Source organism: Pseudomonas sp. 13B_2.1_Bac1 (genome assembly GCF_025466155.1).
Lineage (GTDB): Bacteria > Pseudomonadota > Gammaproteobacteria > Pseudomonadales > Pseudomonadaceae > Aquipseudomonas > Aquipseudomonas aylmerensis.
In genome coordinates this window covers 1-24,615 of the sequence record NZ_JANLOH010000102.1, presented here as the reverse complement: position 1 = coordinate 24,615, position 24,615 = coordinate 1, and the positions used below count along the sequence as shown (strand labels likewise).

Sequence of the window (24,615 nt, the reverse complement as noted above, 5' to 3'; positions counted from 1 at the left end):
CTCGTCATTGAACCAGAATATTTACAGCTACGCTTAGAATCACGCAATGGAGAGGTTTTGCTTGTTGTTTATAAAGTCATGTGCGTTTTTTGTAATGTGATCGTAGTGCGCTTGGTGGACGGCTACGTTAGAAGGAACCTTAGAGTATGCTTTATAAATAGCAGGTGCGCGCGCAATAGTTTGAAAAGAGTAAATATAGTAGCCTAAATTCAGCATTTTTTTAAGGATCTTGTTGTCGAGGTTGTAGCAGTAGATTCTGTTCTTTAAAAGAAGGCGTTTTAGCCATTTGGTTTCGCGAGACAGCATATAATTAAAAACCTTCAACTTGTCTAAGTCGAAGTCAGACCCTCTCACAAGATAGGTGGAGCCGGCCGTGCGTCTGTAATAAACATAAATTTCGCTAGCTTGGTAAAAGCTGATGTTTTCATAAGAGTCTGAAATTTTTACCATCATCGGAAAATCTTCAGTCACGCTATGTTGCTGTATGAACTCAGAGAGTTCAGTATCCATCAGGAATTTTTTATTGCAAAATACGTTTGGAGTATTAATGCTGCTGATACCTTGCAAGCGCGTGATAAGTTTTTTTTCTTTGTATAATGTATCGGTTGCCAAAATATTAAAAATAGTACCCCGAGAGTTGTGTATCTCACCATCGATCAAAAGTAGGGGGAGACCCGAAAAAAAATCATTGTGCTTAAGGCGTTCAACTTCTTGGAAAAGATTGATGCAGGAATAGATGTCATCACCGGCCGTTATTTTGAAACGTTCTCCTTCAATTAAAGGCCAAATTCGCGTGTAGTTTGAGGCCGTGCCACGATTTATTCCATCACCGAGAATTTTTATCTTAGAAAATAGTTCCCCGTGGACAAGGAGCCACCGCTCTGCCAGTGCTACCGTCTGATCTCGCGAGCCATCATCAGCTAGAATTAAGTGGATATTATAGGCGCTGCCAAAATTCGCTATCAAAAAACGAATGCTTTCAAGATGTTCGATGATATAGGCTTCGTGATTAAATGTTAAAATCGCGAATGTAAATGTATTTTTTGTCACGCTGAAGTACCTTTGAATAGCTTTTTGATAAGTACTCGATATAGAAATATAAACGCTTTAAAACCAATCATTTTGAAGCCTAGAAGAAAAAAATCAACCTTCCACCTGAGGCTGTATTTACCATCTGAAAGAGATTCGCTGGCAATCCCGCGTTTATTTATATCCAGGGCGAGGTGATATTTTTTGATTGCAGGCGCAATTACCTTTAAAACCCACTTGCCCCTGCGTATTGCTCCTCCCATGGCATAATTATAGATAAATGTATCTTCCTTATCGGCTTGGGCGCAGTAAAAACGGTTATTACCAATAAAAGTCCTAGCGCTACCAAAAAATTCCCATGCCCACGGAGAGTCATATTCTCCAGTGAGCCTCACAAGCTCTCTGGTTCTCCATAAAGCGGGCGCAGAGTTAAGTCGGTAGTCATTCCTCTTGCCTATCAGCTCAAAGCCATCATGTAACCCGTCACGCTCATTGGCTCCAGGGATATAGTTGAAGTAGAAGGCAGTGATGTCAGGATTTTCTTTCATATCGTGAATGCAACGGGCCAGCCTATCGAGATTGACGGGCGCCTCGAGAATGAAATCGTCAAACAGGCTGACAACGAATTCTGTCTCAACGAGTGATAACGCCTTGCGTAGGCGCCATCCCCACGCTTTTTTGCCCTCGTCGGGAGTTAAATTTAACGTGACGATATCAAGTCCGTCGAATTTGAAATCCTTGTGCTCTGTGTTTAAAATTATTTTGCAATTACAGTTCGGCCACATGTCAATGAAGGCATGAAAAAAGGGCAACCAAACATCTTCATAGTTGTCGCATGAGTTCACTATAATAGTGCAGTTTTCTTTATTGGCGTGATCACTCATAAGTCTTTGGCCTTTTACCTTGATTACAAATATGGCCGCTAGCGTGCGGAGCCGCAAATTGACTCATAAGAGCCACAATTTATAATTTCGCCGTTTTCAACTTCAATTATTGTATCGCAACCTTTCAGAGTATTGAGGCGGTGTGCAATTACTATGAGGGTCACGTCCTCACTCAAGCTTTCTACAGCACGCATAATTTCCAGCTCGGTTTTGCTGTCGAGGGCGCTGGTCGCCTCGTCCAAAATGATGATTTTTGCTTCTTTATAAAATGCTCTGGCTATCGCAATCCGTTGACGCTGCCCGCCAGACAGGAAAACACCTCGTTCCCCAACCTTTGTATCGTAGCCGCTCGCCCAAGACTCAATGACACTTGACATTTGGGCTTTCTCGGCGGCTCGTCGGACTCGTTCAAAATCAATGTCTTGAATGGGCACCCCAAAAGCTATGTTCTCAGCTACAGAGGCGTCTGATAAAAATATGAGTTGAGGTACGTGCGCAATATTGGCTTGCCACTCGCTACTGTTGGATGCCGTTACTTCTACACCGTCGACTGAAAACACGCCTTCAGTTGGCGTTAGCAGCCCCATCAAGATGTCGAGCAACGTACTCTTTCCACTTCCTGTCGAACCCACCAACCCAACTCGACTTCCTTTCGGTATATCTAGGTTTATATTTTTCAGCACGCAAGTGGCGTCCTTACCATATCGGAAGAAAATAGAGTTCAGCGATAGCCTCTGCTGGAAAGGCATAGGTTTCCTTAATACATCAATTTCTATCTGCTGCTCTACTTCGGGAAGCAGATTCAATACATCCTGAAGCGAATCGCGGGCACCCTTTATGCATGCCCATGCTGCATAAGACTGTTGCAATACTGGTAAGAGGCGCTGTGCTGCAAGTGCCAATGCGCCGAGCATGGGGATGGAGGAGAGTAATCCTCCTGGCTCTTGGGCAAGCCAGTAGGCAAACACAGCGACCATCAGCATACCGAACGATTCAATAGTGTATCGAGGAGCGTTAGCTATGATTTGTATGTTGCCCTTGGATCGGCGCAACTTGTAGTCCGCAGCATAAAAATCCTTTCGGTAGGTTTTTTGAGACGAGTCAATGATAACATCGCGAATACCTTCCAAGCTTTCACTCAAGATTTTAAGAAGTTTGTCTGTACTTGAGCTTACTTCGATGCTGTCTTTTTCGAGTTGATTCTTTGTTGATAATATGACCAATAAGTAAACGCTGCCGAAGCTGGCAAACGCTAATAAGGCAACTAATGGTTCAATGGCCAGAACAATGATAAGGATTGCAAGTATCATCAAAAAAGAGCTGGCAATTGTTAACACTGGAAATAGAAACTCACGGACTACCGTGTCAACTTTGTTGAAAATTGCGGTAATCACTTCGCTACTGTTTCTCGCTAGGTGCATGCTATAGGGTTGATATAGGACGGCCTTGTAAATGCCTCCTGATAAGTCGCTGCCTACGGCAGAGCTGAAACGGTTTTGTACCCACATTAGAATGAAACGGCTGGCACCTGAAAAAATGGCAGCCAGGGCAAAAATTACCGTTAAAGGTAACAATAGTTCTTGCTCCGTCGTGATATCTAGGGCCGTGAGCAGCTTATTCGCAAGTGGCTGCTCCAGAACTTTTCCAGGATTGACCAATACAGTTAAAAACGGAATTATCGCGCCAATACTCAGTACTTCGGCAAAGGATGCCACGACCATAAGAGTAAGAATTATAACAAGCTGTACCTTTCTTTTGAATGTCAGGCATTTCCAAAGCCGGATCAATGACGCAATCATCAGTTCACTCTTTACACGTAAAATTATTAATGGCCATGATAACGGCCTCGACGTCCTGGGTGGACATGACAGGGCTCATTGGTAAGCTCAATACTTGCTGATGTATGGTTTCAGTCAGAGGGTAGCTTTCGTAATTCCAGTCCTTGTAGGCTTGTTGCCGATGCACTGGAACCGGATAGTGAATGATTGTCTGGATTCCCTGTTCAGCTAGATATTGCTGAAGTTCATCGCGCTGTTTGCACCGAATCACGAACACGTGCCACACATGGCTTTCCAGTGTTCGGGCACACGTGCCGACTGTTAGCGGCAGTGTAACAGACGGGTGAGTAATTCCGTCCAGGTACATCTGCGCCACGTTCCTGCGCTGTTTTGTTTGCTCATCCAAGAACTTGAGCTTCACACTCAGCATCGCCGCCTGCAGCTCATCTAAGCGACTGTTCACACCTTGGTAGAGATTTTTGTACTTTTCGTGCGAACCGTAATTGCGTAGCGCTCTTATCGTATCAGCCAGCTCACCATCGTTGGTGGTAATGGCGCCCGCGTCGCCCAAAGCCCCAAGATTTTTCCCAGGGTAAAAACTGAACCCAGATGCATCTCCCCAATTACCAGCCCTGCGATTGTCAATGCTGGCGCCATGGGCTTGGGCTGAATCCTCGAGTACTAGCAACCTATTACGTTTAGCCAGTGCCATCATGGCCGGCATTTCGCACAGTTGACCGTATAGATGAACCGCCATAATCACACGTGTTTTTCGTGTGATGGCTGCTTCTACGTTCGGGATATCCAGGTTGTAAGTAATTGGGTCCGGCTCGACTAAAATGGGTACCAGTCGGTTTTCTGTAATGGCGAGTATGCTTGCAATATACGTATTTGCAGGCACGATAACTTCGTCCCTTTCTTTAAGCCTACCCATCTCTTTCCAAGCGCGCAAAGTGAGATTTAGTGCGTCCAGACCATTTGCAACACCAATGCAGTGGCGACTTCCCGTGTATTCTGCAAACTTTTTCTCGAAATCAGAAAGTTCGTTACCAGCGATATACCAGCCCGAATCAATGACTCGTGTGCACGATTCAATTAGCTCCTCGCGGATCTTGGCGTTGATTTTTTTTAAATCGAGAAAACTGATCATTTATCCATATACCTGATGATTGTTGCGGGGTTGCCCACTACGACGGCACGTTCGGGTACATCTCTCGTCACCACCGCACCAGCTCCGATCATTGCGTAGCGACCAATAGTAATGCCTGGTAGCAGTGTTGCATTTGCCCCGATGCTAGCTCCTTGCTTGACGGTTATTCCCGAAAAGTAATCAGGGTAGACCTTTGATCTTGGCATCAAATCGTTGGTGAATGTGGCGTTCGGACCAATGAAAACATTATCTTCGATACGGGTGCCATCCCATAGGAATACACCTGACTTTACCGTTACATTATTGCCGAGCCTCACATCACTCTCGATCAATGTATGAGCACATATATTGCAGTTTTCGCCGATTACTGCGCCTTCAAACACTATGCTGAATTGCCAGATGCGCGTATCTTTACCTATAGTCTTACTTTTGACATCGGCTAAGGCATGTATACTAGGCATCTTTCACTGCCTCTAGAAAACTTTCATAACTCCGGATGTAATCCGATTCGTCATAATGTTCACTGGCCAATACTAGTAATATGCAGTCATCACTGAAGTCGTGCATTTCGCGCCAGACCATACTTTCAATCAGTATTCCTTGCGTTGGGTTTTCCATCCAGCACTCTTCGCGCATCTGCCCATTATTTAGGACCATACGAACTTTTCCCATAACGCAGATAGCTACTTGTTTTAAGTTACGGTGGGCATGAAAACCACGACTGACGCCCTCTGCTGTTCGGTAGATATAGTAAACGCGCTTGATATCAAACGGAATTGCTTTCTCCATACCGATTTCAAGAGCTACCAGCCCACCCCTGGCATCACCTAAACTCGGAAAGTCAATCCATTTTATCAAGCTCATCTTCCCACTCCACTATCTGCAGTACATTTGAAAAGGGTAAATCCAATAGTTGTCATCGGCCGCTGAACGGCCTTTAATCTAATGCTCCATACACATTTCAGGATACGCGATGCTGCTCCTGACATACACTAAAAGTTTCTTGGTGCACCCCCTTGAGCCAGCCCTGGCAGGCCCTGAGCGAGCTATCGGGAGAGGCCTGCCTTGACTCTGGCGCGTAGCTGCCAAAGTCAATATAAATACCTCTCGCACCACCGGTATAGGTCTTTGCGCCGCCTGTCGTTGGCTTGGTTAGGTTGGTAAAGGCGCTGCACAAAACCCTTCCGGGGCCGTGCGACTGTAAGGCGTTCTACGTGCAAGAGAGGCAGGGTGCGATCATGTGCTGTCTTCAACACCGGCTGCTACGTTATTTTGCCCATTGATGATCTTGAATTCAACCTGTCGCAGTAATGTAGACGGTCTTCTTAAGAGTACGTAGCAGAGAGCGTTCTAGGACTCTCTGGTCAATGGTGACTTCATACCGGAGTGTGGTTCGTTGACAGTACGAAATCGAATCACGATTACGTGCTCACATTTTTATAATATTTCCTGATTGGCGAACGAAATCATGTCTCCTGCCGATTCATAATTTGCAATAAGAGAGTTTTTGACTTGTTTCTCGTTTCATCTAACGTGCAGAGGCAGCTTCGGAAAAGCTGCTTTCCTCACCAAAATCATGGAGCGTCAAATGCAAAACACCTATTTCACCTCTCTCATCTTCGCCTTCCTCACCACTCTCTCCGTCACTACCACCGCAGCCCCGTCCATCAAGCCCGAGGCCCCAACCCCGATCACCGCGCAGATGTCTAAGGCCGAGCAGCCCGCCAAGGTCAATCTCAACGCGGCTGACGCCGAAACCCTGCGTCGTGACCTGTTTGGCATCGGTGCCGCGAAAGCCAAGGCGATCGTGGCCTACCGCGAAAGCAATGGCCCGTTCACGGCGGTGGATGAGTTGTTGGAAGTGAAGGGAATCGGCAAGGCGTTGCTGGAGAAGAACCGCGAGAGGCTGGTGATCAATTAAATAACCTGAGGAGGCCGGTCATTGACTGGCCTTTTTTTGGCGATCAACGCTGAGCTTCTTCCATCTTGCCGCTATAACCGGATCCAGATATTCCCCGTCGTCGTCTCGCTCAAGGCGCTCAGCGGGAATGCGCGATTCAAAAGACGGGCGGCACTCTTCGTGAGGGTCTTCTGAATAGGTGACGAATTCTGAAATGACGATGGTCAGCTTTTTGAGCATTTTTATCATACCTGCTACCTCTCTTAATCATCCCTGAATGTGGCGCAAATCTCGTTGCAGTTAGTTGGACACTCCAGCCAAGCCGTTCACTTGAGTCTTACACACATTGATAAGGTTGTTGGTGAACCTTAAGAAGCTTTATCGGCAATAAGGTTGTTCGCATGAAAATTTAATCCGACAACGCGAAGCAAAGGTTCCTTGGCATGAAACGTGATTACCTCAACCACACAGATTGTTCAACAATCCCAAGGTAACCATGACCCTCACCCTATCCCTAGCCGACCAAATCGCCCTGGAACTACGCGCCGACATCATCGGCGGGCGGCTGTTACCAGGCATGCCATTGATCGAAGCCGAACTGGTAACCGCCTACAACGCATCACGCAATACCATCCGCGAAGCGTTGCACCGTCTCGGCCAGGAAGGGCTGACGCGCTATGTGCGCAACAAGGGCGTAATGGTTCGGCGGCTGGAGCGGGAGGAGGTGTGTGATTTGTTTGTGGTCCGCCGCACTCTGGAGTTGCAGGCTATCGCTCAGAGTGGCCCTCTCACCGACGATCAATCCGAGCGCATGCAGGATGCAATCGACGCGACAACCTTGGCCCGCGAACGCGAGGATTGGCGTGCGGTGGCGACCCACAGCCTAGTGTTCCATCAGCAGATCGTCGGGTTGATGCGCAGCCCGTTGTTCGATGAGTTTTTTGCCCAGGTGATTGCCCAGTTGCGCCTGGTGTTTTGCGCGGCGCCGGATGAGCAGCGTTTCCAGTCGCCCTGGCTGGAGCGCGATCGTGAGATTTACACCTTATTGGCCCGAGGAGACAAGCCGGCGGCAGGGGAGGCGATGAGTCTTTACCTGGATGATTCGGAGCGTCTGTCCCTGGCCCTGTTCGATCACTCCTGATTGAGGATCCGCATCATGTACAAAGACTATCCGGCCGCTTATCAGGTCAGCAAAGGTTCTGCACTGCAGGTCGACACTGCATTCTATGAGCGGATTCGCGATAAGGTGAGCCAGCGTACGCTGGTCGAGCAGTTCGAGGTGCCGATCCGAACGGGCAGGGCGTGGAAAGTACCGGCCGGGCATGTGTTTCGGGTGACTACGCCGGTCGGCCCGCAGGTTGGCGACTTCAACGTGTGGAACGCCAACGACCCTCGCGAGCGCCTATGGGCGGCGCGCACTCGTCAATTGCAGGGCGCCCATGTCAGCACCCATGACCGCCTGTGGTCGAACCTGCCATTTTTGAGACCTTTGGTGACAATCACAGACGACAGCCTCGCCAGTTACGGCATCGATGAACACGGCGGGCGCCTGCACGATTTGCTTGGTACGCGATGCGATCCCTACGTCAACCGCATGCTCACTGGTGAGGACTTTCACCACCATTGCCATTCGAACCTGACCCGCGCGGTTTTACCCCACGGTCTTACGGAGTTCGATGTGCATGACGTGCTGAATATTTTCCAGTGTACGGGCCTGAATCATGACGACATGTATTTCATGAAGGCGTGCCCGGCGCAGAAGGGCGACTACCTGGAGTTCTTTGCCGAGATTGATTTGCTGTGTGCGCTGTCGACGTGCCCGGGCGGGGATTTATCGCTGCCGATGTGGGGCCCGCAGGCACAGGATCCGCTGACGGTGTGCCGTCCGCTGGGGGTGGAGATCTATAAGCTGGAGGATGAGCTGCTCAACGGCTGGAGCCAGCCGGAGCGTGCTGCCTATAAGGGGCAGCACGGTTTGCATATTGCCAAGGCGCCTTGGGAGTAACCCCAAGGTTCAGCGATCCTGCGCGTCCTTGGCATCCGCCTGGGCGTTGCGTTCGGCGACGCGCTTGCGTTGTTCGTCGGTGAGTTCCACCTTGTTGGCGCTGTCACGCAGCATCATCAATCCACCGACGATCGACCCGATCGCTACCACTAAAATCAACCATGCATACCACGGCATAAGGCTCTCCTTGAGGCAGATTGCCGTGGGAGAGTTTTCCCACGGTAATAACTGCTTTGAGTGACGGGCTTTCTTACTAGTTCAGTGTAGGCCCGTTCTGCCTCCAGTAGATCAGAGCCCGGTCAACATCGCATCCGCCGGTGCATCCGCGCGGTCCTGCGCGGTCAGTTGGAAGTAGATGAAGCCCGCCAGCATGAAGCCCAGGAAAATCAGGCCGATCAGCGCGTTGAACCAGGCCATGGCCACCAGGCAGACCACCGCCAGCACCAATGCAATACCCGGCACGATCGGGTAGCCCGGCGCGCGGAAGGTGCGTTCCAGTAGCGGTTCGGTCTTACGCAGTTTGAACAGGCTGAGCATGCTCATGATGTACATCACGATGGCGCCGAACACGGCCATGGTGATCATCGCTGCGGTCAGCGTCATGCCACCGAGGTTGATCAGGCCGTCGCTGTAGATTGCGGCGATGCCCACCACGCCACCGGCGATGATTGCCCGGTGCGGTGTCTGGAAGCGCGACAGTTTGGCGAGGAAAGACGGCAGGTATCCGGCGCGGGCGAGGGCAAAGAACTGGCGCGAGTAGCCGAGGATGATCCCGTGGAAACTGGCTACCAGACCAAACAGGCCGATCCACACCAACATGTGCAGCCAGCCGGAGCTGTCGCCCACCACGGTTTTCATCGCCTGCGGCAACGGATCGTTGATGTTCGACAGGGTGCGCCAGTCGCCCACGCCGCCCGCAAAGAACATCACGCCCATGGCCAGGATCACCAGGGTGAGGATGCCGCTGATGTAGGCTTTTGGAATGGTGCGCTTCGGATCTTTCGCTTCCTCGGCTGCCATGGCCGCGCCTTCGATGGCTAGGAAGAACCAGATGGCGAACGGAATCGCCGCAAACATCCCGGCAATCGCCGGGGCGCCGAAGGTGTCGGAACCGGCCCAGCCGTTCAGGGCGAAGTTGCTGAAACTGAAAGCGGGGGCGACCACGCCCATGAACACCAGCAGTTCGGCGACGGCGAGTACGCACACCACCAGCTCGAAGGTGGCGGCGAGTTTCACGCCGAGGATATTCAGGCCCATGAACACGATATAGGCGCCGACGGCGGCGTGTTTCGGGTCGAGTGCGGGAAACTGTACGTTGAGGTAGGCGCCGATGGCCAAGGCGATGGCGGGTGGCGCAAAAACAAACTCGATCAAGGTAGCGAGGCCGGCGATTAATCCGCCTTTCTCACCAAAGGCACGACGGCTGTAGGCAAATGGGCCACCGGCGTGAGGAATTGCGGTAGTCAGCTCGGTGAAACTGAAGATGAAGCAGGTGTACATCGCCGCGACCATCAATGAGGTCACCAGGAAGCCCAGGGTCCCGGCAACACCCCAGCCATAGCTCCAGCCGAAGTACTCGCCGGAAATCACCAGCCCGACCGCGATGCCCCATAAGTGCAGGGTGCCCAAGGTGGGTTTGAGTTGTGTGTTCATGATGTTGCTCTCCCTGAACCATTTGGAATGATTCAAGGTGTTGCAGCGGCCATGCCAGCCTGAGGATCGTTGTCGTAAAGCCACGTTACTGTCGCGTGGGGGATGGTTTGGCGTTTGAATTTTGCCGGTGTCGCACCAGATAAGTGCGGTGGTGCTTGAGCTGCCGCCATCGCGGGCAAGCCCGCTCCCACGGGGGACCGCGTCTTTTTCTACTTAAACACGGGGGACCGAGTCTTTCCAGATCAAGCGCGGTCGAGTGTGGGAGTGGGCTTGCCCGCGATGAGGCCCTCAAATTCCCCACAAATCCCCCTGTAAACCCCGCATAAACCCACTCTTTACGCCGTCTTTACGCCCCAGCCACACCCTCGCTCTCGTTCCTTTACGCCCCTCCTGCCGACAATTGCCTCACACGCGGCACTCGCCGCTAAACGGAGAGACTTCCATGAGCGTTCTGGACGGGGTGTCACTGCTATTGGCCGTGGCGCTGTTCATTTATCTGCTGGTTGCGCTGTTACGCGCGGATCGGAACTAGGAGCAGGGCTATGCACAGTTATGACTATTGGCTGATCATCGCCTTCTTTGCCGTGGTGCTGGTGCCGGCACCGTTCCTGGGGCGGTTCTACTACAAGGTGATGGAAGGCCAGCGCACCTGGCTCACGCCGGTGTTCGGCCCCGTCGAGCGCGCGTGTTATCGCCTGTCGGGCGTTGACGAGCATCAGGAACAGAGCTGGCAGAAATACACGCTGGCCTTGCTCGCGTTCAACCTCGCAGGTTTCTTGCTGTTGTTCGCGATCCTGTTGTTCCAGGACTATCTCCCGCTGAACCCGCAGAAATTGCCGGGTCAGGAATGGACCCTGGCCTTCAACACCGCGGTCAGTTTCATGACCAACACCAACTGGCAGTCCTACAGCGGTGAGGCGTCTCTGAGTTACCTCAGCCAAATGGTGGGCCTGACCGTGCAGAACTTCGTCAGTGCGGCCACCGGTTTGGCAGTTCTGGTCGCTCTGTGCCGTGGGATCGGTCGCAAATCCACCAAGACATTGGGTAACTTCTGGGTCGATATGACTCGGGCGACCCTCTACGGCCTGCTGCCGCTGTGCCTGGTGCTGGCGTTGTTCCTGGTGTGGCAGGGCGTGCCGCAAACCTTCGCGCATTATGTGGATGCCGTGACCATGCAAGGCGTGGATCAAGTGATCCCCCTGGGTCCGGCCGCCAGCCAGATTGCGATCAAGCAATTGGGTACCAACGGTGGCGGCTTCTTCGGCGTCAACTCGGCGCATCCGTTTGAAGACCCGACTGCCTGGACCAACCTGTTCGAGTTGGCGTCAATCATCCTGATCCCGGTGGCGCTGGTCTTCACCTTCGGCCATTACGTGAAGGACCTGCGTCAGAGCCGCGCGATTCTCGGCTGCATGCTGGCGTTGTTCATCATCGGCGGCGCGACCTCGCTGTGGGCCGAATACCAGCCTAACCCAACCCTCAACAACCCGGCCGTGGAGCAAACCGCACCACTGGAAGGTAAAGAGGCACGTTTCGGTACCACCGGTACCGTGCTGTGGTCGGTGACGACGACGGCGGCGTCCAATGGCTCGGTCAACGGCATGCAGGACAGCCTCAACCCTCTCAGTGGGATGGTGGCGCTGGTCAACATGATGGTCGGCGAGGTGATCTTCGGTGGCGTCGGTGCCGGCATGTACGGCATGTTGCTCAACGTCTTGATCGCGGTGTTCCTGGCCGGCCTGATGATCGGCCGCACTCCGGAATACCTTGGCAAGAAACTCCAGGCCAAGGAAGTGCAATTGCTGGTGGTGACCCTGCTGGTGATGCCGGTCGGCGTGCTTGTGCTGGGCGCTATCGCCGCCAGCCTGCCGGGTCCGGCCGGTGCCATCAGCAACCCCGGGCCCCACGGTTTCAGTCAGTTGCTCTACGCCTACACCTCGGCCAGCGCCAACAACGGCTCGGCATTTGGCGGCTTCAGCGCCAACACCGCGTTCCATAACTTGATGCTGGGCCTGGGCATGTTGATCGGCCGCTTCGGCTACATCCTCCCGGTACTGGCCCTGGCCGGCAGCCTGGCGATGAAGAAGACCGCACCGATCGGCCAGAACAGCTTCCCGACCCATGGCCCGCTGTTCGTGACCCTGTTGACCGTGACCATTTTGCTGGTGGGCGGCCTGACCTTCCTGCCGACGCTGGCACTGGGCCCTATCGCTGAACACTTGAGCATGGGCTTCTAAGGGGATATGAAAATGAATATGCCTGCAAAAAACGCGGCTCCGGTGAACACCCAGGAACCGCCAAAAACCGCGATGTCCGCCCTGTGGCGCCCGGCGCTGGTCCAGGCCTTCGTCAAGCTGGACCCGCGCCAGCTGCAACGCTCGCCAGTGATGCTGGTGGTCGAGTTGACGGCCATCCTCACCACCGTGCTGTGCTTTGTGCCCGACACGGTAGTGCCGACCTTCGTCGCCGTGCAGATTGCCGTGTGGCTGTGGTTCACCGTGCTGTTCGCCAACTTCGCCGAGGCCTTGGCCGAAGGTCGTGGCAAGGCCCGCGCTGACAGCCTGAAGGCCGGCAGCGAAGGCCTCAGCGCACGCCGCAAGGAGGCCGATGGCAGCTTCAAGGTCGTGCCGGCCGCCAGCCTGCGCAAAGGCGATGTAGTGCGCGTCACCGCCGGAGAAATGATCCCCGGTGACGGTGAGGTGATCGAAGGCATCGCCGCGGTCAACGAGGCGGCGATCACCGGCGAATCCGCACCGGTGATCCGCGAGTCCGGCGGCGACCGCTCGGCCGTTACCGGCAATACGCGCCTGGTGTCGGACTGGCTGCTGATCCGCATCACTGTCAACCCTGGCGAGTCGACCCTGGACCGCATGATTGCGTTGGTGGAAGGCGCCAAACGCCAGAAAACCCCCAACGAAGTCGCGCTGGATATCCTGCTGATCGGCCTGACCTTGATCTTCCTGTTGGTGGTGGTGACCCTGCAGCCGTTCGCCCATTTTGCCAATGGCAGCTTGCCGCTGGTGTTCTTGGTCGCACTGCTGGTGACTCTGATTCCTACCACCATCGGCGGCTTGTTGTCGGCCATCGGCATCGCCGGCATGGACCGCCTGGTGCGCCTCAACGTGATCGCCAAGTCTGGCCGCGCGGTGGAAGCGGCGGGCGACGTGCATGTGTTGCTGCTCGACAAGACCGGCACCATCACCTTCGGTAACCGTCGCTGTGCTGCGGTGGTCGCGGCGCCTGGCGTCAGCGGCCGGGACTTGGCCGAAGGCGCGCTGCTGGCGTCACTTGCGGACGACACGGCAGAAGGTAAATCCATCGTCGAATACCTGCGTGCCTTGCACCCCCAGGCCGAGCCGTCCCTGGATGAGCTGACCGCCGTACCGTTCAGTGCTGAAACCCGCTTGTCCGGTGTCGACTACCAGGGCCGCGTGTTCCGCAAAGGCGCAGTGGACTCGCTGCTCGCGTTTATCGGCCAGCAACGTCGCGACCTTGCTCCTGCGCTGTCGCGGGAAATCGACAAGATCGCCCAGAGCGGCGGCACCCCGTTGCTGGTGTGTGCCGATGGCAAGCTGCTGGGCGCGATCCACCTCAAGGACGTGGTCAAGCCCGGCATTCGCGAGCGTTTCGCCGAGCTGCGCAAGCTGGGCATCCGCACCGTGATGGTCACCGGTGACAACCCGCTGACCGCCGCCGCGATTGCCGCCGAAGCGGGCGTGGATGACGTGCTGGCCGAGGCTACTCCGGAGAAAAAACTCGCGCGCATCCGCCACGAACAGAATGACGGTCGCCTGGTCGCGATGTGCGGCGACGGTGCCAACGATGCCCCGGCGCTGGCCCAGGCTGACGTCGGCATGGCGATGAACGACGGCACCCAGGCCGCACGCGAGGCGGCCAACATGGTCGACCTCGACAGCGACCCGACCAAGCTGCTCGACGTGGTGCAGATCGGCAAAGAGTTGCTGGTGACGCGCGGTGCGCTGACCACGTTCTCTATCGCCAACGACGTGGCCAAGTACTTCGCGATCCTGCCGGCGCTGTTCGCCTCGATCTACCCGCAACTGGGCGTGCTCAACGTGATGCACCTGCAGAGCCCGCAGAGCGCGATTCTGTCGGCGATTGTGTTCAACGCCTTGATCATCGTGGTGCTGATTCCCCTGGCCCTGCGAGGTGTGCGTGTGCAGGCGGCGAGTGCCGCGGCGTTGCTGCGCCGCAACCTGTTGATCTATGGGCTGGGCGGGATCCTGGTGCCGTTCGTGGGCATCAAGGCGATCGACATGCTGCTGACTGCGCTGCACCTGGTGTAACCCCAACCCTGGTAGGAGCCGGCTTGCCGGCGATGGGTCCGATGCGGTCCGACTGACCCTTCATCATCACCGGCAAGGACCAAGCGTCCTCCGGCTCCTACAGGTCGTGATGATTCAATGTGAGGAATGTGCAATGTCTAACATGATCCGTCCGGCCCTGAGCCTGCTGGTGCTCATGACCCTGATCACTGGCGTCGCTTACCCGCTGGTAGTGACTGGCGTCGCCCAAGTGGCGTTCCCGGACCAGGCCAATGGCAGCCTGGTGCGCGACGACAGCGGCAAAGTGCGTGGTTCCAGTCTGATCGCCCAGGATTTTACCGGCGACAACTGGTTCCACCCACGTCCATCGGCCGGCGCGTTCGCCACGGTTTCCAGCAGCGCCAGTAACCTGGGCCCAAGCAACCCGGCATTGGCCACCCGTGTGTTCGACGACGCGAATAAACAGTTGGTGCCAGCCCAGGGCCCGGTGCCTCTGGCTTCGCTGACTACCTCTGGCAGCGGTCTTGATCCACACTTGCCACCTGCGGCAATTGCCTATCAACTGGCGCGAGTGGCGGCGGCGCGGAATGTGCCGGTATCGACCTTGCAGCGCTTGCTCGATGAACACATCGAAAGCCCGCTGGTAGGCCCGCCGGTAGTGAATGTGCTGGCGCTGAACATGGCCTTGGAAAAATTGTAAGCGGTGGTGCCGTCATCGCGGACAAGCCTGCTCCCACAGGGGTATGCACTCCAAATGTGGGAGCGGGCTTGCCCGCGATGACGGCGTGACAGACTCCCTATGAATACCTGAAGGAACCCTCGCGCATGAGCGACTCCGGCCGCGCCGACGCCCTCTTAGCCGATCTGCCCCGGGATGGCCGTGGCCGGCTCAAAGTCTTCCTCGGCGCCGCGCCGGGAGTGGGCAAGACCTACGCCATGCTCCAGGCGGCGCACACGCAGTTGCGCCAGGGGGTGCGGCTGATCGCCGGCGTGGTCGAAACCCACGGGCGCGCCGAGACTGAAGCCTTGCTCAGCGGCCTGCCGCAGCAACCATTGTTGCGCACGGAATACCGCGGCGTGATGCTCGAGGAAATGGACCTCGATGGCCTGCTCGCTGCCAAGCCCAAGCTGGTGCTGGTCGACGAACTGGCCCACAGCAATGCCCCCGGCAGCCGGCATGAAAAGCGCTGGCAAGACATTCAGGAACTACTCGCCGCGGGCATCAACGTATTTACCACGGTCAACGTCCAGCACCTGGAAAGCCTGAACGATCAGGTGCGTGGCATCACCGGCGTGCAGGTGCGCGAAACCCTGCCGGACTGGGTGCTGCAAGAGGCGGATGAACTGCTGCTGATCGACCTGCCATCGCGCGAACTGCTGGAGCGGCTGCGCGATGGCAAAGTCTATGTGCCGGAGCAGGCACGTGCGGCCATCGATGCGTTTTTTACCCAGACCAACCTGATGGCGTTGCGCGAGCTGGCGATGCAAACCGCCGCCGCCCACGTCGATGACGATTTGGCCCAGGGCTATCGCCAACTGGGCCAGGCTGCGCCAGCGGTGCGCGGTCGTTTGCTGGTCGGCGTGGATGGCGATGCGCAGGCCGAGCGCCTGGTGCGTCATGCCAGTCGCGTGGCCCAGCGCCGGCATTTGCCGTGGAGCCTGGTGCATATCGATAACGGCCGCGCGCGCGATGAGCAGTCGCGCCTGCGTCTGCAAAATGCCCAGCAACTGGCCGAGCGCCTGGGCGGGGAAGTGGTGCTGCTGCGGGCGGGGGAGGTGGCCAAGACCTTGATCCAGCATGCCGCCGAACGCCGTGCCAGCCTGGTATTGGTTGGGCAATCGCGGATGCGCTGGCGCCGCCGCGTGTTCGGTGGTGGCCTGGCCGCACGGCTGTTGCGCAATGCGCGGGGCCTGGAAATCAACGTGCTCGACAGCGATGACATCCCCGCACCGCCGCGTCTGCCGGATGTGCGCGGCTTGGTGTGGTTCGACTACGCCTTGGCGGTGCTCGCCACCGTGGTGGCTGCAGCTGTGGCCTGGGCGGTGTCCAGTGTGTTGCCGCTGCCGAATATTTCCCTGGTGTTTCTCGCCGCCGTGTTGCTGGTGGCGGTGCGCAGCAGTCTCGGGCCGTCGCTGGTGTGTGCCGCGTTGTCATTCCTGACATACGATTTTCTGTTTATCCCGCCGAATTTTTCCTTCGCCATCCAGCGCGAAGAGGACGTGCTGACCCTGCTGTTCTTCCTGCTCATGGCCGCGCTGACCGGTAACCTGGCTGCCCGCCAGCGCCGGCAATTGCAGGCGTTGCGCGATACCCAGGAAGAAACCAGCGAATTGCTCGACCTGTCGCGCAAACTCACGGCCGCCACCGATCGGCAGGCGGTGATCAGTGCGGCGGCGCATCATCTGGAAGGTTGGAGCGACCTGGACCTGTGCCTGGTCAATCGCGATGGCCAGGGCGGCTGGAAGGTCGAGACCGGTGGTCCATTGACCCTCACCGAAGCCGAACGCGCTGCCGCGGACTGGGCCTGGCAGCATGACCAGCCAGCGGGCATGGGCACCGGCACCTTGCCGTTCGGTCGTTGGTGGTGGTGGCCGCTGTCGAGTGAGGAGGGGCCCTTGGGCTTGCTCGGGGTGAGTGCCAAGCCCGGCCGGGAATTGAGTGGCCAGCGCCGCCGCTTGCTCACTGCGCTGAGCCAGCCGCTGGCCCAGGCGCTGGCGCGGGCGCAATTGGCGCAGGAGCTGGAGTCGGCGCGCCTGCACGGCGAAACCGAGCAACTGCGCAGCGCGTTGCTGGCCTCGGTGTCGCATGATTTGCGCACGCCGTTGACGTCCATGCGCGGCAGTATCGACAGCCTGCTGGCGCTCGGTGAGGCGATCCCGCTGGAGGATCGCCGCGAATTGCTCGAAGGTACCCGCGATGAGGCCGAGCGCCTCGACCGTTACATCCAGAACCTGCTCGACATGACGCGCCTCGGCCACGGCGCCCTGAAGCTGGCACGCGATTGGGTGTCGCCGGGCGACATCGTCGGCAGCGCACTCGGGCGTCTGCGTGCCGTGTTGGCGCCGCTGCAGGTCAGCACCCAGGTGCCGACGGAGTTGCCGTTGCTGTATGTGCATGCCGCGTTGATCGAGCAGGCGCTGGTCAATGTGCTGGAAAACGCCGCGCGCTTTTCGCCGCCCCAGGGCCGTTTGCAGCTCAGCGCCGGTGTCTCTGACAACCAGCTGTTTTTTGCGGTGGCCGATGAGGGGCCGGGGATTCCCGAGGAGGAGCGTGCGAAGATTTTCGATATGTTCTACACCGCCGCTCGAGGTGATCGCGGCGGGCAGGGCACGGGTCTTGGCCTGGCGATCTGCCAGGGCATGGTTGGTGCCCATGGTGGTCATATCAGCGTGGCCGATGGCATCGACGGGCGCGGCACCTGCATCACTTTATTCCTGCCGTTGCCGACCCAGCCTGGCCTGGAAGGCGAGCCGTGAGCTACCCTCTTTTCTCCACGGATTTTGATTGGACACCATGAGCCAGACCGCGACGATTTTGGTCATTGATGACGAACCGCAGATCCGCAAGTTCTTGCGCATCAGCCTGGCCTCCCAGGGCTACAAAGTGATCGAGGCCGGCACCGGCAACGAGGGCTTGGCCCAGGCGGCGTTGAGCAAGCCGGACTTGCTGGTGCTTGACCTCGGCCTGCCTGACATGGACGGCCAGCAGGTGCTGCGCGAGTTTCGCGAATGGTCGATGGTGCCGGTGCTGGTGTTGTCGGTGCGGGCCAGCGAAGGGCAAAAGGTCGAGGCCCTCGACGGTGGCGCCAATGACTACGTGACCAAACCCTTCGGTATCCAGGAATTCCTCGCCCGCGTGCGCGCGCTACTGCGCCAGGCCCCGGCAGGGGAAGCCCAGGAAGCGGCGTTGCGGTTTGGCCCCTTGACCGTCGACCTGGCCTACCGCCGCGTGCTGCTGGACGGCGTCGAAGTGGCGCTGACCCGCAAGGAATACGCGGTGCTCGCACAACTGGCGCGGCATCCGGGGCGGGTGATTACCCAGCAGCAACTGCTCAAGGACATCTGGGGCCCGACCCACACCGATGACAGCCACTACCTGCGCATCGTGGTGGGCCATCTGCGCCAGAAACTGGCGGATGACCCGACCCAGCCGCGATTTATCGTGACCGAGGCGGGGGTGGGTTACCGGTTGTTGAATGCTTGAGTTTATCGGCGCCTGAACGGGCGTCATCGCAGGCAAGCCAGCTCCTGCATTCGTCCGCATTGCAGAGCCGAACTCGATTGAATGTGGGGCCTGGGCTTGCCTGGTTTTTGTGACGGGGGACGACATTTTTGCAGGCCAGCGCCTGCATTCGTCCGCATTCCAGAGGGCGAACTCGATCGAATGTGGGAGCCGGGCTTGCCCGCGATGAGGCCCTCAGCTACCACCCACCTGTCAGCGCTGCTCACTCTCATACCGATCCAGCGTGTCACTGGCAATTTCCCGCCCCAGCGCGATCAACTCCGGCGCCTTGTAGAACTCGAAAAACCGGCACACCCGCTTCGGCACGTTGATCAGGATATCCGGCGGGTAGCCCGCGATCTTGTACTGCGCCAGCGACGTCTGCATCACCTCGAAGCTTTGGTTGATCAGGTCCAGCAAGGACGCCGGGCCGACGTTGTCGATGATGAACGAGCCAGTCGCCGACTTCGGTGCCCCGGCCTTTTCCGGCGCGGCGGCAGGTTGCTGGGATTCCGGCTCGGCCGACTCCAGCCACGGGTTGATCTCGGCCGCCTGGGCCTGCAGGGCTTCCTGTTCCAGCTTCAACAACTGCTCGGCCTGTTTGCGGCGAAACGGCAAGTGCGAGCCGAGGGACTTCACCAGGCTGTCGAAACGGCTCTTGAACGCCGGCGGACGCTGGATCACCGGCAACTGGTAGTGCTTCTGATTGGTGGCGTTGAGGTTGACCGCAATGATCAAGTCGCAATGGCTCGACACCACCGGCACGATAGGCAGCGGGTTAAGCAGGCCGCCGTCCACCAGCATGCGGTTGCCTTGCATCACCGGGGTGAACAGGCTGGGGATCGCCGCCGAGGCACGCATGGCCTGGTGCAGGCAGCCCTCCTGGAACCAGATCTCCTGCTGGTTGGTCAGGTCAGTGGCGACAGCGGTGTAAGGGATGCGCAGCGCTTCGATATTGATCTCGCCGACGATCTTGCGAATCTGCCCGAAGACTTTCTCGCCGCGAATCGCGCCGAGGCGAAAGCTCACGTCCACCAGGCGCAATACATCGAGGTAGTCGAGGCTCTCAATCCAGTTGCGATATTCGTCCAGCTTGCCGGCGGCGTAGATCCCGCCGACCACGGCGCCCATGGAGCAGCCGGCGATACAGGCAATGTCGTAGCCGCGCCGTTCGATTTCCTCGATCACCCCGATATGGGCGTAGCCCCGCGCCCCACCGGAGCCCAGCACCAAGGCAACACGCTTTTTCATGGTCGATGTCCTCCCCTAGGCAAGCACCCACAATGCACCTTTTGAGGGGGTGGCTTCAATCTTCGTGCGGGCATGCAGTATTTTTCCAGGAAAGCCATGCAGCTCGGGTATGCTCTGGCAATAGGCGAGTTCGATTTCAGGTTGACTGATAAGGCACTTTTCCTTGCAGGAAACGTCTACAGCGTACGACTGTTTTTCTTTATTTGAGGTGTCATCAATGAAAGCCTGGATGTGTGTGCCTGTGATCGTGTTGGCCCTGGCCGGTTGTGCCGGGAAAACCGCGTACCGCGACAGCTGCGGCACGCAACTGGATGCAGCGTGGCACGAACTGGACTTGGCCAAGGCCGAAGGTTTTGCCGGCACCGTGAGCTACTCCAAGGCCCTGTCTTTGTTGACCGGCGCCAAGACCCAACAGCAATTCGAAGCGTTTGAAGGCTGCTCCAACAAGGCCGAGAAAGCGCGGTTCTATATTCGTGAATCGCGCGCCGGCCGCTAAGCCGTCTACGCTGGCGTGAGCCAGCCGGGATTTTCATCGTCAAGGGGGAAGGGATGTCAGCTTTGGTCGATCAGTTAGTCGCTCAGGTCATTGGCCTGGAAGTAGGGTTACTGAGCTGCCAGGCTCGCCTCGCTGCCGTTACCGACGATGAAGCCCTGCACGACCTGCGCACTACTGTGCGCCGCCTGCGCAGCCTGTTGCGCCCCTTGCGCGGGCTGCCCGGGGTGGAGCAGGTTGAGGCGGCCGCCCGCGCGGTCGGCCAATTGACTACGCCGCTGCGTGACCGTGAGGTGCTGGCGGCGTATTTGCACGCACATGGCCACCACGAGGCAGCTGATCGGCGCATGCGCCTGCAACCCGATGCGTATCGCCATGTGGCGCAAGGCGCAGAACTTGCGCATTTGCTGCTGATCCTCGATGCGTTCCCACGGTTTATCCGCGCCAGCGAACATCAGAAATTGCTCAAGGGCCTGCGTCGGCGAATCCAGAAACGACTGGCCAAGCAATGGCACCAACTTGATCAGGCATTGAAGGATCCTGAGCACGACCGCCACCGCCTGCGCTTGTTGATCAAGCGCGTGCGTTACGCCGCCGAGGCCTATCCCGAGTTGGACAAGCTGCCCGCCAACGCTATGTCGCGCCTGAAAAAGGCCCAAGGCGCCCTGGGCGACTGGCATGACTGCTGGCAGTGGCTGGCCCAGGCTGAACACCAGGCGGATTTGCAGCCGTGTGTTGCCGTGTGGCATCGCACCATGGCCAAGGCGCAAGGGCAGGCGGATCGCGTGCTGGACAAGCTCAGCGCCGATTGTTTCTAAAACGGTCCGGGTTTTGGCCGGAATAAGCGCTGTACCTTGCTGGCTCGATGGTTAAGATCCTTCATCTGTTTCTTTTGATGTGAGGTCGCCATGCGCTTTAGTGATTTGCTCGACGCCGCCCGTAGCCACCCGCTGGACGTCACCATTCCCGCCGAGTGGGCCCAGGGCCGCGCCACGTTTGGCGGCCTGGTCGCCGCCTTGCAGTACGAAGCGTTACGCGCCAAGGTGCCGGCGGATCGCCCATTACGCTCGCTGGCAATCACTTTCGTCGGCCCGGTAGCGCCTGACGTAGCGGCCAGTTATGAAGTCGAAGTCTTGCGCGAAGGCAAAGCGGTCAGCCAATTGCTTGGCCGTGTGGTGCAGAACGGTGAAGTGGCGACACTGGTCCAGGCCAGTTTCGGCGGGTCTCGCGCGTCGGAAATCGATGTGGCGAGCGAGCCACCGCCGGTGTTCAAACACTGGGATGAGTGCCAGGAGTTGCCCTATATCAAGGGGGTCACCCCTGAATTCATGCGCCACCTGGCGATGCGCTGGAGTGTTGGTGGCTTGCCGTTCACCGGTAACAAGTCCCGCGACATGGGCGGTTGGGTGCGATTGCGTGGGGATGTCAAAGAAGAACCGCTGACCGAGGCGCATATTCTCGCCCTGGTCGATGCCTGGCCGCCGGCCTTGCTGCCGCACCTCAAGAAGCCAGCGCCAGGCAGCACCCTGACGTGGACCATCGAATTTATCCAGCCGCTGCAGGACCTGACGACCCTGGACTGGTGCCAATATCACGTCAACATCGAACACGCCCGTGACGGCTATGGCCATGCCGCTGCTGCACTGTGGAGCCCGACCGGCGAGCTGATCGCCCTGAGCCGCCAGACCGTGGTGGTCTTCGCCTGACCTCAATGCCGGTGGCGCTGGCGCCAGGCACGCCACCAGCCGCCGCTCAGCACAAAGCGCGGGAAGGTCACGAACTGCTCGACCACCAGGCGTTGCACGGCGTCTTTACGATCACTGAATGGCTCACTGGCCTGGGCTTCCAGGCTATGCCCATGACGCTGCAGCGCTAAGCCCGCGAGAATGCCGACAACGCCAATGGCGAAGCTGGCCAGGCTCAGGCTGAACACTCCGGACACAATCAACAGAAACCCGATGATGAACAGCGGCACCGCAATCAGGTGCAACGCCAGGTTGGTCGGGTGTTGATGGTTCTGCGGGTAGTTACGCCATTGCCAGGCGGGGAGATTGGGATGACGTTTGCCCATGGTGGTGAATCCTCTGTCCGTTGAAACAACATGCAGAGAGTCTAGGTGGGGTTGCGTGAGGGGGCGAATTGGGGCTGGCTATGGGGGTCATAGAGGGCCATTTTTGACAGGTTACCCTCATGTCAAAATAACGTAGTCAGGGTCGTCCCTGTGCATCAGATATGTAAGGTTGTTTATCGGTTATTCAGAATAGGTATGCGGCCGTAGGACTGCTGCAATACCTTGTGCATCGTGAGTTCATTCCCTGTACGCCGAGTCGAACACCAATAAAACCAGATTTTCTTCACTAATGCGATACGACATTTGAATTATCTAAAAGTAGTAGTCGTCCGGGCCGTTGATGTAAACACTGGGTCCGCTAAGTGAAATAAATTTTGCGTTAAACTCTATAGAAGCCCTGTCGCTAGTAGCTTCAAAAGTAAAGTAGTCCGCTTCTTTATTGATTTTTACGGTGAATACCTCATGTGCGGGGATGTTGAAGACTTTCAGATTTTTAATGTCGTTGCAGGTGATCCCAAGTCGGCACATGTTATACCCTTTGTTTTTCCATTTTTCTGGTAGGTTGTCTGGGAACTCGGGTATGTCGAAACCCATTCCAATACTAGGTTGATCATTTTCTATCCTTAATGAGAAAAGAGCTATTTTTCCAATTTTAATAGGGTGGCTGAAGATCTTGCTGAAAAATATACTTCCGTCTAATTCGTTCCAGTGCTTCATGTTTACTTCCTAAATGGATAATGTTTTTTTGCGCCTTCTAAATAACCTTTTCGAGGTTTATCGATTGGGCGCAAATTAAAATGTGATGAGTGGTCTCCAATACTATCTGCTCCGCCGAATTTGTGGCCTGCTGAGTGATCTTGAATAAGAATTTTCGATCCGTCTGATCTGGTAAATTGATAAACTTTTGTGACTATGGGTTTTCCTTTGTCATCCAGAATTGTATTCCTGTTCTTGTCTGTCATTTTTTCAGTCATGTATTGTTTATTCCCTCCTGTGTCTGGGTCTACCACAATATCTGGGTTTTGAACCATCGGTATCCCGGCGTCTCTCTTCGCTTGTCTGAAGGCACCTTTGCGAGAAACATCCGGTGTTTCCGGTTCATTCGGTGTTCTACAGGCTGGCTGTTGTATCCCTTTCGGCGGACAGTTGGCGCTTAACCCTGTCGGATCCACCCACCCCGTAGGGTTAGGTGCGTATTGATATCCGTTGATCCCACCCGCCAGCTTCACCGGGTCCGGCGTCAGGTAGCGACCAATATCCGGATTGTAGTAGCGATGGCGGTTGTAGTGCAGCCCGCTTTCCTGGTCAAAGTACTGGCCTTGGAAACGCAGCGGGTTGTCGACTTTTCCGATGTCTAGGCGGCTGATTTCTCCGTAGGCACGGTAACGCGCGGACCAGACGATTTCGCCATCCGGGGCGGTGAGTTCCTGCGGGGTGCCCAGGTGGTCGAGTTGGTAGTGGTAGGGCTTGGTGTCCTTCGGGCCGAAGCCTTCCAGCAGGGCCAGCGGGCGGAAGCTGTCAGGTTCGTAGAGGTAGCTGCGGTGACGGTTCGCGTGGTGTTCAGCAATCAGCTTGTCGCCTTGCCAGAAAAACTCCGTGGTTGTGTCATCGACGGTTTTGCTGATCCGCCGTCCAAACGGGTCATAGCGGTAGCTCGCGGTTTGGCCGTTGGGCTGAGTGATACCGATCAACCGATGCTGGCAGTCGTAGCGGTATTCGGTGATCAGCGCGTGCGCACGGCCACGTCGTTCGCGGATCAAGTTGCCGAAGGCGTCATAGTCGTAATGGCGATCGCCCTGGATCATCAGCCGGTTGCCGGCGACGATGTCCGGACCGGGACGGTCTTGCATCAGCAGGTTGCCGGCCGGGTCGTGGCCGAAGCGTTCTTGCACG

Annotated in this window: 25 protein-coding genes; 12 read left to right on the top strand and 13 right to left on the bottom strand. The window is 56.7% G+C overall.

What is annotated here, in order from left to right; genetic code table 11:
- Positions 1–39: 39 nt before the first annotated feature.
- Genes NTD80_RS25190 through NTD80_RS25165 form a run of 6 tightly spaced genes read right to left on the bottom strand, consistent with a single transcriptional unit; the run spans position 40 to position 5,705 of the window.
- Entirely contained in the window at positions 40–1,050 is a 1,011-nt protein-coding gene (locus NTD80_RS25190) for a glycosyltransferase family A protein (protein WP_262135365.1), read from the bottom strand.
- On the bottom strand, positions 1,047–1,913 hold the full coding sequence (locus tag NTD80_RS25185; RefSeq protein WP_262135364.1) for a hypothetical protein: 867 nt from the start codon (positions 1,911–1,913) through the stop codon (positions 1,047–1,049). The genes NTD80_RS25190 and NTD80_RS25185 overlap by 4 nt, the downstream gene beginning before the upstream one ends.
- Positions 1,914–1,951: 38 nt before the next feature.
- Positions 1,952–3,712 carry an ABC transporter ATP-binding protein gene (locus NTD80_RS25180; RefSeq protein WP_262135363.1) on the bottom strand — a complete coding sequence of 587 codons (1,761 nt, stop codon included), beginning with the start codon at positions 3,710–3,712 and terminating at the stop codon, positions 1,952–1,954.
- Positions 3,713–3,716: 4 nt separating this feature from the next.
- Entirely contained in the window at positions 3,717–4,841 is a 1,125-nt protein-coding gene (locus tag NTD80_RS25175) for a DegT/DnrJ/EryC1/StrS family aminotransferase (RefSeq protein ID WP_262135362.1), read from the bottom strand.
- Positions 4,838–5,302, bottom strand: a complete 465-nt coding sequence (locus NTD80_RS25170) for an acyltransferase (RefSeq protein WP_262135361.1) — start codon at positions 5,300–5,302, stop codon at positions 4,838–4,840. Before NTD80_RS25170 ends, NTD80_RS25175 begins: the two co-directional genes overlap by 4 nt.
- Complete coding sequence (locus NTD80_RS25165; protein WP_262135360.1) at positions 5,295–5,705, bottom strand: sugar 3,4-ketoisomerase; 411 nt, start codon at positions 5,703–5,705, stop codon at positions 5,295–5,297. Before NTD80_RS25165 ends, NTD80_RS25170 begins: the two co-directional genes overlap by 8 nt.
- Before the next feature lie 724 nt (positions 5,706–6,429).
- On the opposite strand from NTD80_RS25165, the gene NTD80_RS25160 reads away from it, so the two are divergent.
- Positions 6,430–6,762, top strand: coding sequence for a ComEA family DNA-binding protein (locus tag NTD80_RS25160; RefSeq protein ID WP_262135359.1), 333 nt, complete (start codon positions 6,430–6,432; stop codon positions 6,760–6,762).
- Positions 6,763–6,780: 18 nt separating this feature from the next.
- On the opposite strand, the gene NTD80_RS25155 is transcribed toward NTD80_RS25160, so the two are convergent.
- Positions 6,781–6,981 (bottom strand): hypothetical protein, encoded by a 201-nt coding sequence (locus NTD80_RS25155; protein WP_262135358.1) that lies wholly within the window; start codon positions 6,979–6,981, stop codon positions 6,781–6,783.
- A 256-nt stretch (positions 6,982–7,237) separates the two neighbouring features.
- On the opposite strand from NTD80_RS25155, the gene NTD80_RS25150 reads away from it, so the two are divergent.
- Positions 7,238–7,882: a GntR family transcriptional regulator gene (locus NTD80_RS25150; RefSeq protein ID WP_262135357.1), complete on the top strand. Its 645-nt coding sequence runs from the start codon at positions 7,238–7,240 to the stop codon at positions 7,880–7,882.
- Between the two features lie 15 nt (positions 7,883–7,897).
- Positions 7,898–8,746 carry an urea carboxylase-associated family protein gene (locus NTD80_RS25145; RefSeq protein WP_201143790.1) on the top strand — a complete coding sequence of 283 codons (849 nt, stop codon included), beginning with the start codon at positions 7,898–7,900 and terminating at the stop codon, positions 8,744–8,746.
- 9 nt (positions 8,747–8,755) lie between these two features.
- Here NTD80_RS25145 and NTD80_RS25140 read toward each other — a convergent pair whose 3' ends face one another.
- Together NTD80_RS25140 and eat are read right to left on the bottom strand one after the other, a co-directional pair.
- On the bottom strand, positions 8,756–8,923 hold the full coding sequence (locus tag NTD80_RS25140) for a DUF2897 family protein (protein ID WP_012722955.1): 168 nt from the start codon (positions 8,921–8,923) through the stop codon (positions 8,756–8,758).
- 111 nt (positions 8,924–9,034) lie between these two features.
- Complete coding sequence (eat, locus tag NTD80_RS25135) at positions 9,035–10,399, bottom strand: ethanolamine permease (protein WP_065901771.1); 1,365 nt, start codon at positions 10,397–10,399, stop codon at positions 9,035–9,037.
- 442 nt (positions 10,400–10,841) lie between these two features.
- Between eat and kdpF the strand changes: the two genes are divergently transcribed.
- The 6 genes from kdpF to NTD80_RS25105 all read left to right on the top strand — a co-directional run bounded on the left by kdpF (position 10,842) and on the right by NTD80_RS25105 (position 18,889).
- Positions 10,842–10,931, top strand: coding sequence for a K(+)-transporting ATPase subunit F (gene kdpF, locus NTD80_RS25130; protein WP_003218754.1), 90 nt, complete (start codon positions 10,842–10,844; stop codon positions 10,929–10,931).
- A 10-nt stretch (positions 10,932–10,941) separates the two neighbouring features.
- On the top strand, positions 10,942–12,636 hold the full coding sequence (gene kdpA / locus NTD80_RS25125) for a potassium-transporting ATPase subunit KdpA (RefSeq protein WP_262135356.1): 1,695 nt from the start codon (positions 10,942–10,944) through the stop codon (positions 12,634–12,636).
- 12 nt (positions 12,637–12,648) lie between these two features.
- Positions 12,649–14,706 (top strand): potassium-transporting ATPase subunit KdpB, encoded by a 2,058-nt coding sequence (kdpB, locus tag NTD80_RS25120; RefSeq protein WP_410017435.1) that lies wholly within the window; start codon positions 12,649–12,651, stop codon positions 14,704–14,706.
- Between the two features lie 133 nt (positions 14,707–14,839).
- On the top strand, positions 14,840–15,385 hold the full coding sequence (gene kdpC / locus NTD80_RS25115) for a potassium-transporting ATPase subunit KdpC (RefSeq protein ID WP_065901764.1): 546 nt from the start codon (positions 14,840–14,842) through the stop codon (positions 15,383–15,385).
- A gap of 125 nt (positions 15,386–15,510) precedes the next feature.
- Positions 15,511–18,162, top strand: coding sequence for a sensor histidine kinase (locus NTD80_RS25110; protein ID WP_262135354.1), 2,652 nt, complete (start codon positions 15,511–15,513; stop codon positions 18,160–18,162).
- A gap of 37 nt (positions 18,163–18,199) precedes the next feature.
- A complete protein-coding gene (locus NTD80_RS25105; protein WP_106805704.1) occupies positions 18,200–18,889 on the top strand; it encodes a response regulator in 690 nt (229 codons plus the stop codon).
- Between the two features lie 231 nt (positions 18,890–19,120).
- Here the strand turns inward: NTD80_RS25105 and NTD80_RS25100 are convergent, their stop codons facing one another.
- Positions 19,121–20,158, bottom strand: coding sequence for a patatin-like phospholipase family protein (locus NTD80_RS25100; protein WP_065901760.1), 1,038 nt, complete (start codon positions 20,156–20,158; stop codon positions 19,121–19,123).
- Between the two features lie 217 nt (positions 20,159–20,375).
- Between NTD80_RS25100 and NTD80_RS25095 the strand changes: the two genes are divergently transcribed.
- The 3 genes from NTD80_RS25095 to NTD80_RS25085 all read left to right on the top strand — a co-directional run bounded on the left by NTD80_RS25095 (position 20,376) and on the right by NTD80_RS25085 (position 22,357).
- Positions 20,376–20,654: a hypothetical protein gene (locus NTD80_RS25095; protein ID WP_010176194.1), complete on the top strand. Its 279-nt coding sequence runs from the start codon at positions 20,376–20,378 to the stop codon at positions 20,652–20,654.
- A 53-nt stretch (positions 20,655–20,707) separates the two neighbouring features.
- Complete coding sequence (locus tag NTD80_RS25090; protein ID WP_262135353.1) at positions 20,708–21,469, top strand: CHAD domain-containing protein; 762 nt, start codon at positions 20,708–20,710, stop codon at positions 21,467–21,469.
- Between the two features lie 90 nt (positions 21,470–21,559).
- Entirely contained in the window at positions 21,560–22,357 is a 798-nt protein-coding gene (locus NTD80_RS25085; protein WP_262135352.1) for an acyl-CoA thioesterase, read from the top strand.
- A gap of 2 nt (positions 22,358–22,359) precedes the next feature.
- On the opposite strand, the gene NTD80_RS25080 is transcribed toward NTD80_RS25085, so the two are convergent.
- From NTD80_RS25080 to NTD80_RS25070, 3 genes are all read right to left on the bottom strand, one after another.
- The gene (locus NTD80_RS25080; protein ID WP_065901754.1) at positions 22,360–22,722 is read right to left on the bottom strand and encodes an Mpo1-like protein; all 363 of its coding nucleotides are present in this window, start codon (positions 22,720–22,722) and stop codon (positions 22,360–22,362) included.
- Positions 22,723–23,034: 312 nt separating this feature from the next.
- The gene (locus NTD80_RS25075; protein ID WP_262135351.1) at positions 23,035–23,439 is read right to left on the bottom strand and encodes an immunity 50 family protein; all 405 of its coding nucleotides are present in this window, start codon (positions 23,437–23,439) and stop codon (positions 23,035–23,037) included.
- 2 nt (positions 23,440–23,441) lie between these two features.
- Positions 23,442–24,615 (bottom strand): RHS repeat-associated core domain-containing protein (locus tag NTD80_RS25070; protein WP_262135350.1); only part of this gene is annotated, 1,174 nt, incomplete at its 5' end.

Excerpts from the sequence above, each read along its gene's own strand:
- NTD80_RS25170 (WP_262135361.1), bottom strand. The coding sequence starts at position 5,302 with ATGCCTAGTATACATGCCTTAGCCGATGTCAAAAGTAAGACTATAGGT.
- NTD80_RS25090 (WP_262135353.1), top strand. The coding sequence starts at position 20,708 with ATGTCAGCTTTGGTCGATCAGTTAGTCGCTCAGGTCATTGGCCTGGAA.
- NTD80_RS25140 (WP_012722955.1), bottom strand. The coding sequence starts at position 8,923 with ATGCCGTGGTATGCATGGTTGATTTTAGTGGTAGCGATCGGGTCGATC.
- NTD80_RS25160 (WP_262135359.1), top strand. The coding sequence starts at position 6,430 with ATGCAAAACACCTATTTCACCTCTCTCATCTTCGCCTTCCTCACCACT.
- kdpA (WP_262135356.1), top strand. The coding sequence starts at position 10,942 with ATGCACAGTTATGACTATTGGCTGATCATCGCCTTCTTTGCCGTGGTG.
- NTD80_RS25100 (WP_065901760.1), bottom strand. The coding sequence starts at position 20,158 with ATGAAAAAGCGTGTTGCCTTGGTGCTGGGCTCCGGTGGGGCGCGGGGC.
- NTD80_RS25150 (WP_262135357.1), top strand. The coding sequence starts at position 7,238 with ATGACCCTCACCCTATCCCTAGCCGACCAAATCGCCCTGGAACTACGC.
- kdpB (WP_410017435.1), top strand. The coding sequence starts at position 12,649 with ATGAATATGCCTGCAAAAAACGCGGCTCCGGTGAACACCCAGGAACCG.
- kdpC (WP_065901764.1), top strand. The coding sequence starts at position 14,840 with ATGTCTAACATGATCCGTCCGGCCCTGAGCCTGCTGGTGCTCATGACC.
- NTD80_RS25085 (WP_262135352.1), top strand. The coding sequence starts at position 21,560 with ATGCGCTTTAGTGATTTGCTCGACGCCGCCCGTAGCCACCCGCTGGAC.
- NTD80_RS25185 (WP_262135364.1), bottom strand. The coding sequence starts at position 1,913 with ATGAGTGATCACGCCAATAAAGAAAACTGCACTATTATAGTGAACTCA.
- NTD80_RS25080 (WP_065901754.1), bottom strand. The coding sequence starts at position 22,722 with ATGGGCAAACGTCATCCCAATCTCCCCGCCTGGCAATGGCGTAACTAC.
- NTD80_RS25155 (WP_262135358.1), bottom strand. The coding sequence starts at position 6,981 with ATGCTCAAAAAGCTGACCATCGTCATTTCAGAATTCGTCACCTATTCA.
- NTD80_RS25075 (WP_262135351.1), bottom strand. The coding sequence starts at position 23,439 with ATGAAGCACTGGAACGAATTAGACGGAAGTATATTTTTCAGCAAGATC.
- NTD80_RS25095 (WP_010176194.1), top strand. The coding sequence starts at position 20,376 with ATGAAAGCCTGGATGTGTGTGCCTGTGATCGTGTTGGCCCTGGCCGGT.
- NTD80_RS25145 (WP_201143790.1), top strand. The coding sequence starts at position 7,898 with ATGTACAAAGACTATCCGGCCGCTTATCAGGTCAGCAAAGGTTCTGCA.
- eat (WP_065901771.1), bottom strand. The coding sequence starts at position 10,399 with ATGAACACACAACTCAAACCCACCTTGGGCACCCTGCACTTATGGGGC.
- NTD80_RS25110 (WP_262135354.1), top strand. The coding sequence starts at position 15,511 with ATGAGCGACTCCGGCCGCGCCGACGCCCTCTTAGCCGATCTGCCCCGG.
- NTD80_RS25175 (WP_262135362.1), bottom strand. The coding sequence starts at position 4,841 with ATGATCAGTTTTCTCGATTTAAAAAAAATCAACGCCAAGATCCGCGAG.
- NTD80_RS25180 (WP_262135363.1), bottom strand. The coding sequence starts at position 3,712 with ATGATTGCGTCATTGATCCGGCTTTGGAAATGCCTGACATTCAAAAGA.
- NTD80_RS25165 (WP_262135360.1), bottom strand. The coding sequence starts at position 5,705 with ATGAGCTTGATAAAATGGATTGACTTTCCGAGTTTAGGTGATGCCAGG.
- kdpF (WP_003218754.1), top strand. The coding sequence starts at position 10,842 with ATGAGCGTTCTGGACGGGGTGTCACTGCTATTGGCCGTGGCGCTGTTC.
- NTD80_RS25105 (WP_106805704.1), top strand. The coding sequence starts at position 18,200 with ATGAGCCAGACCGCGACGATTTTGGTCATTGATGACGAACCGCAGATC.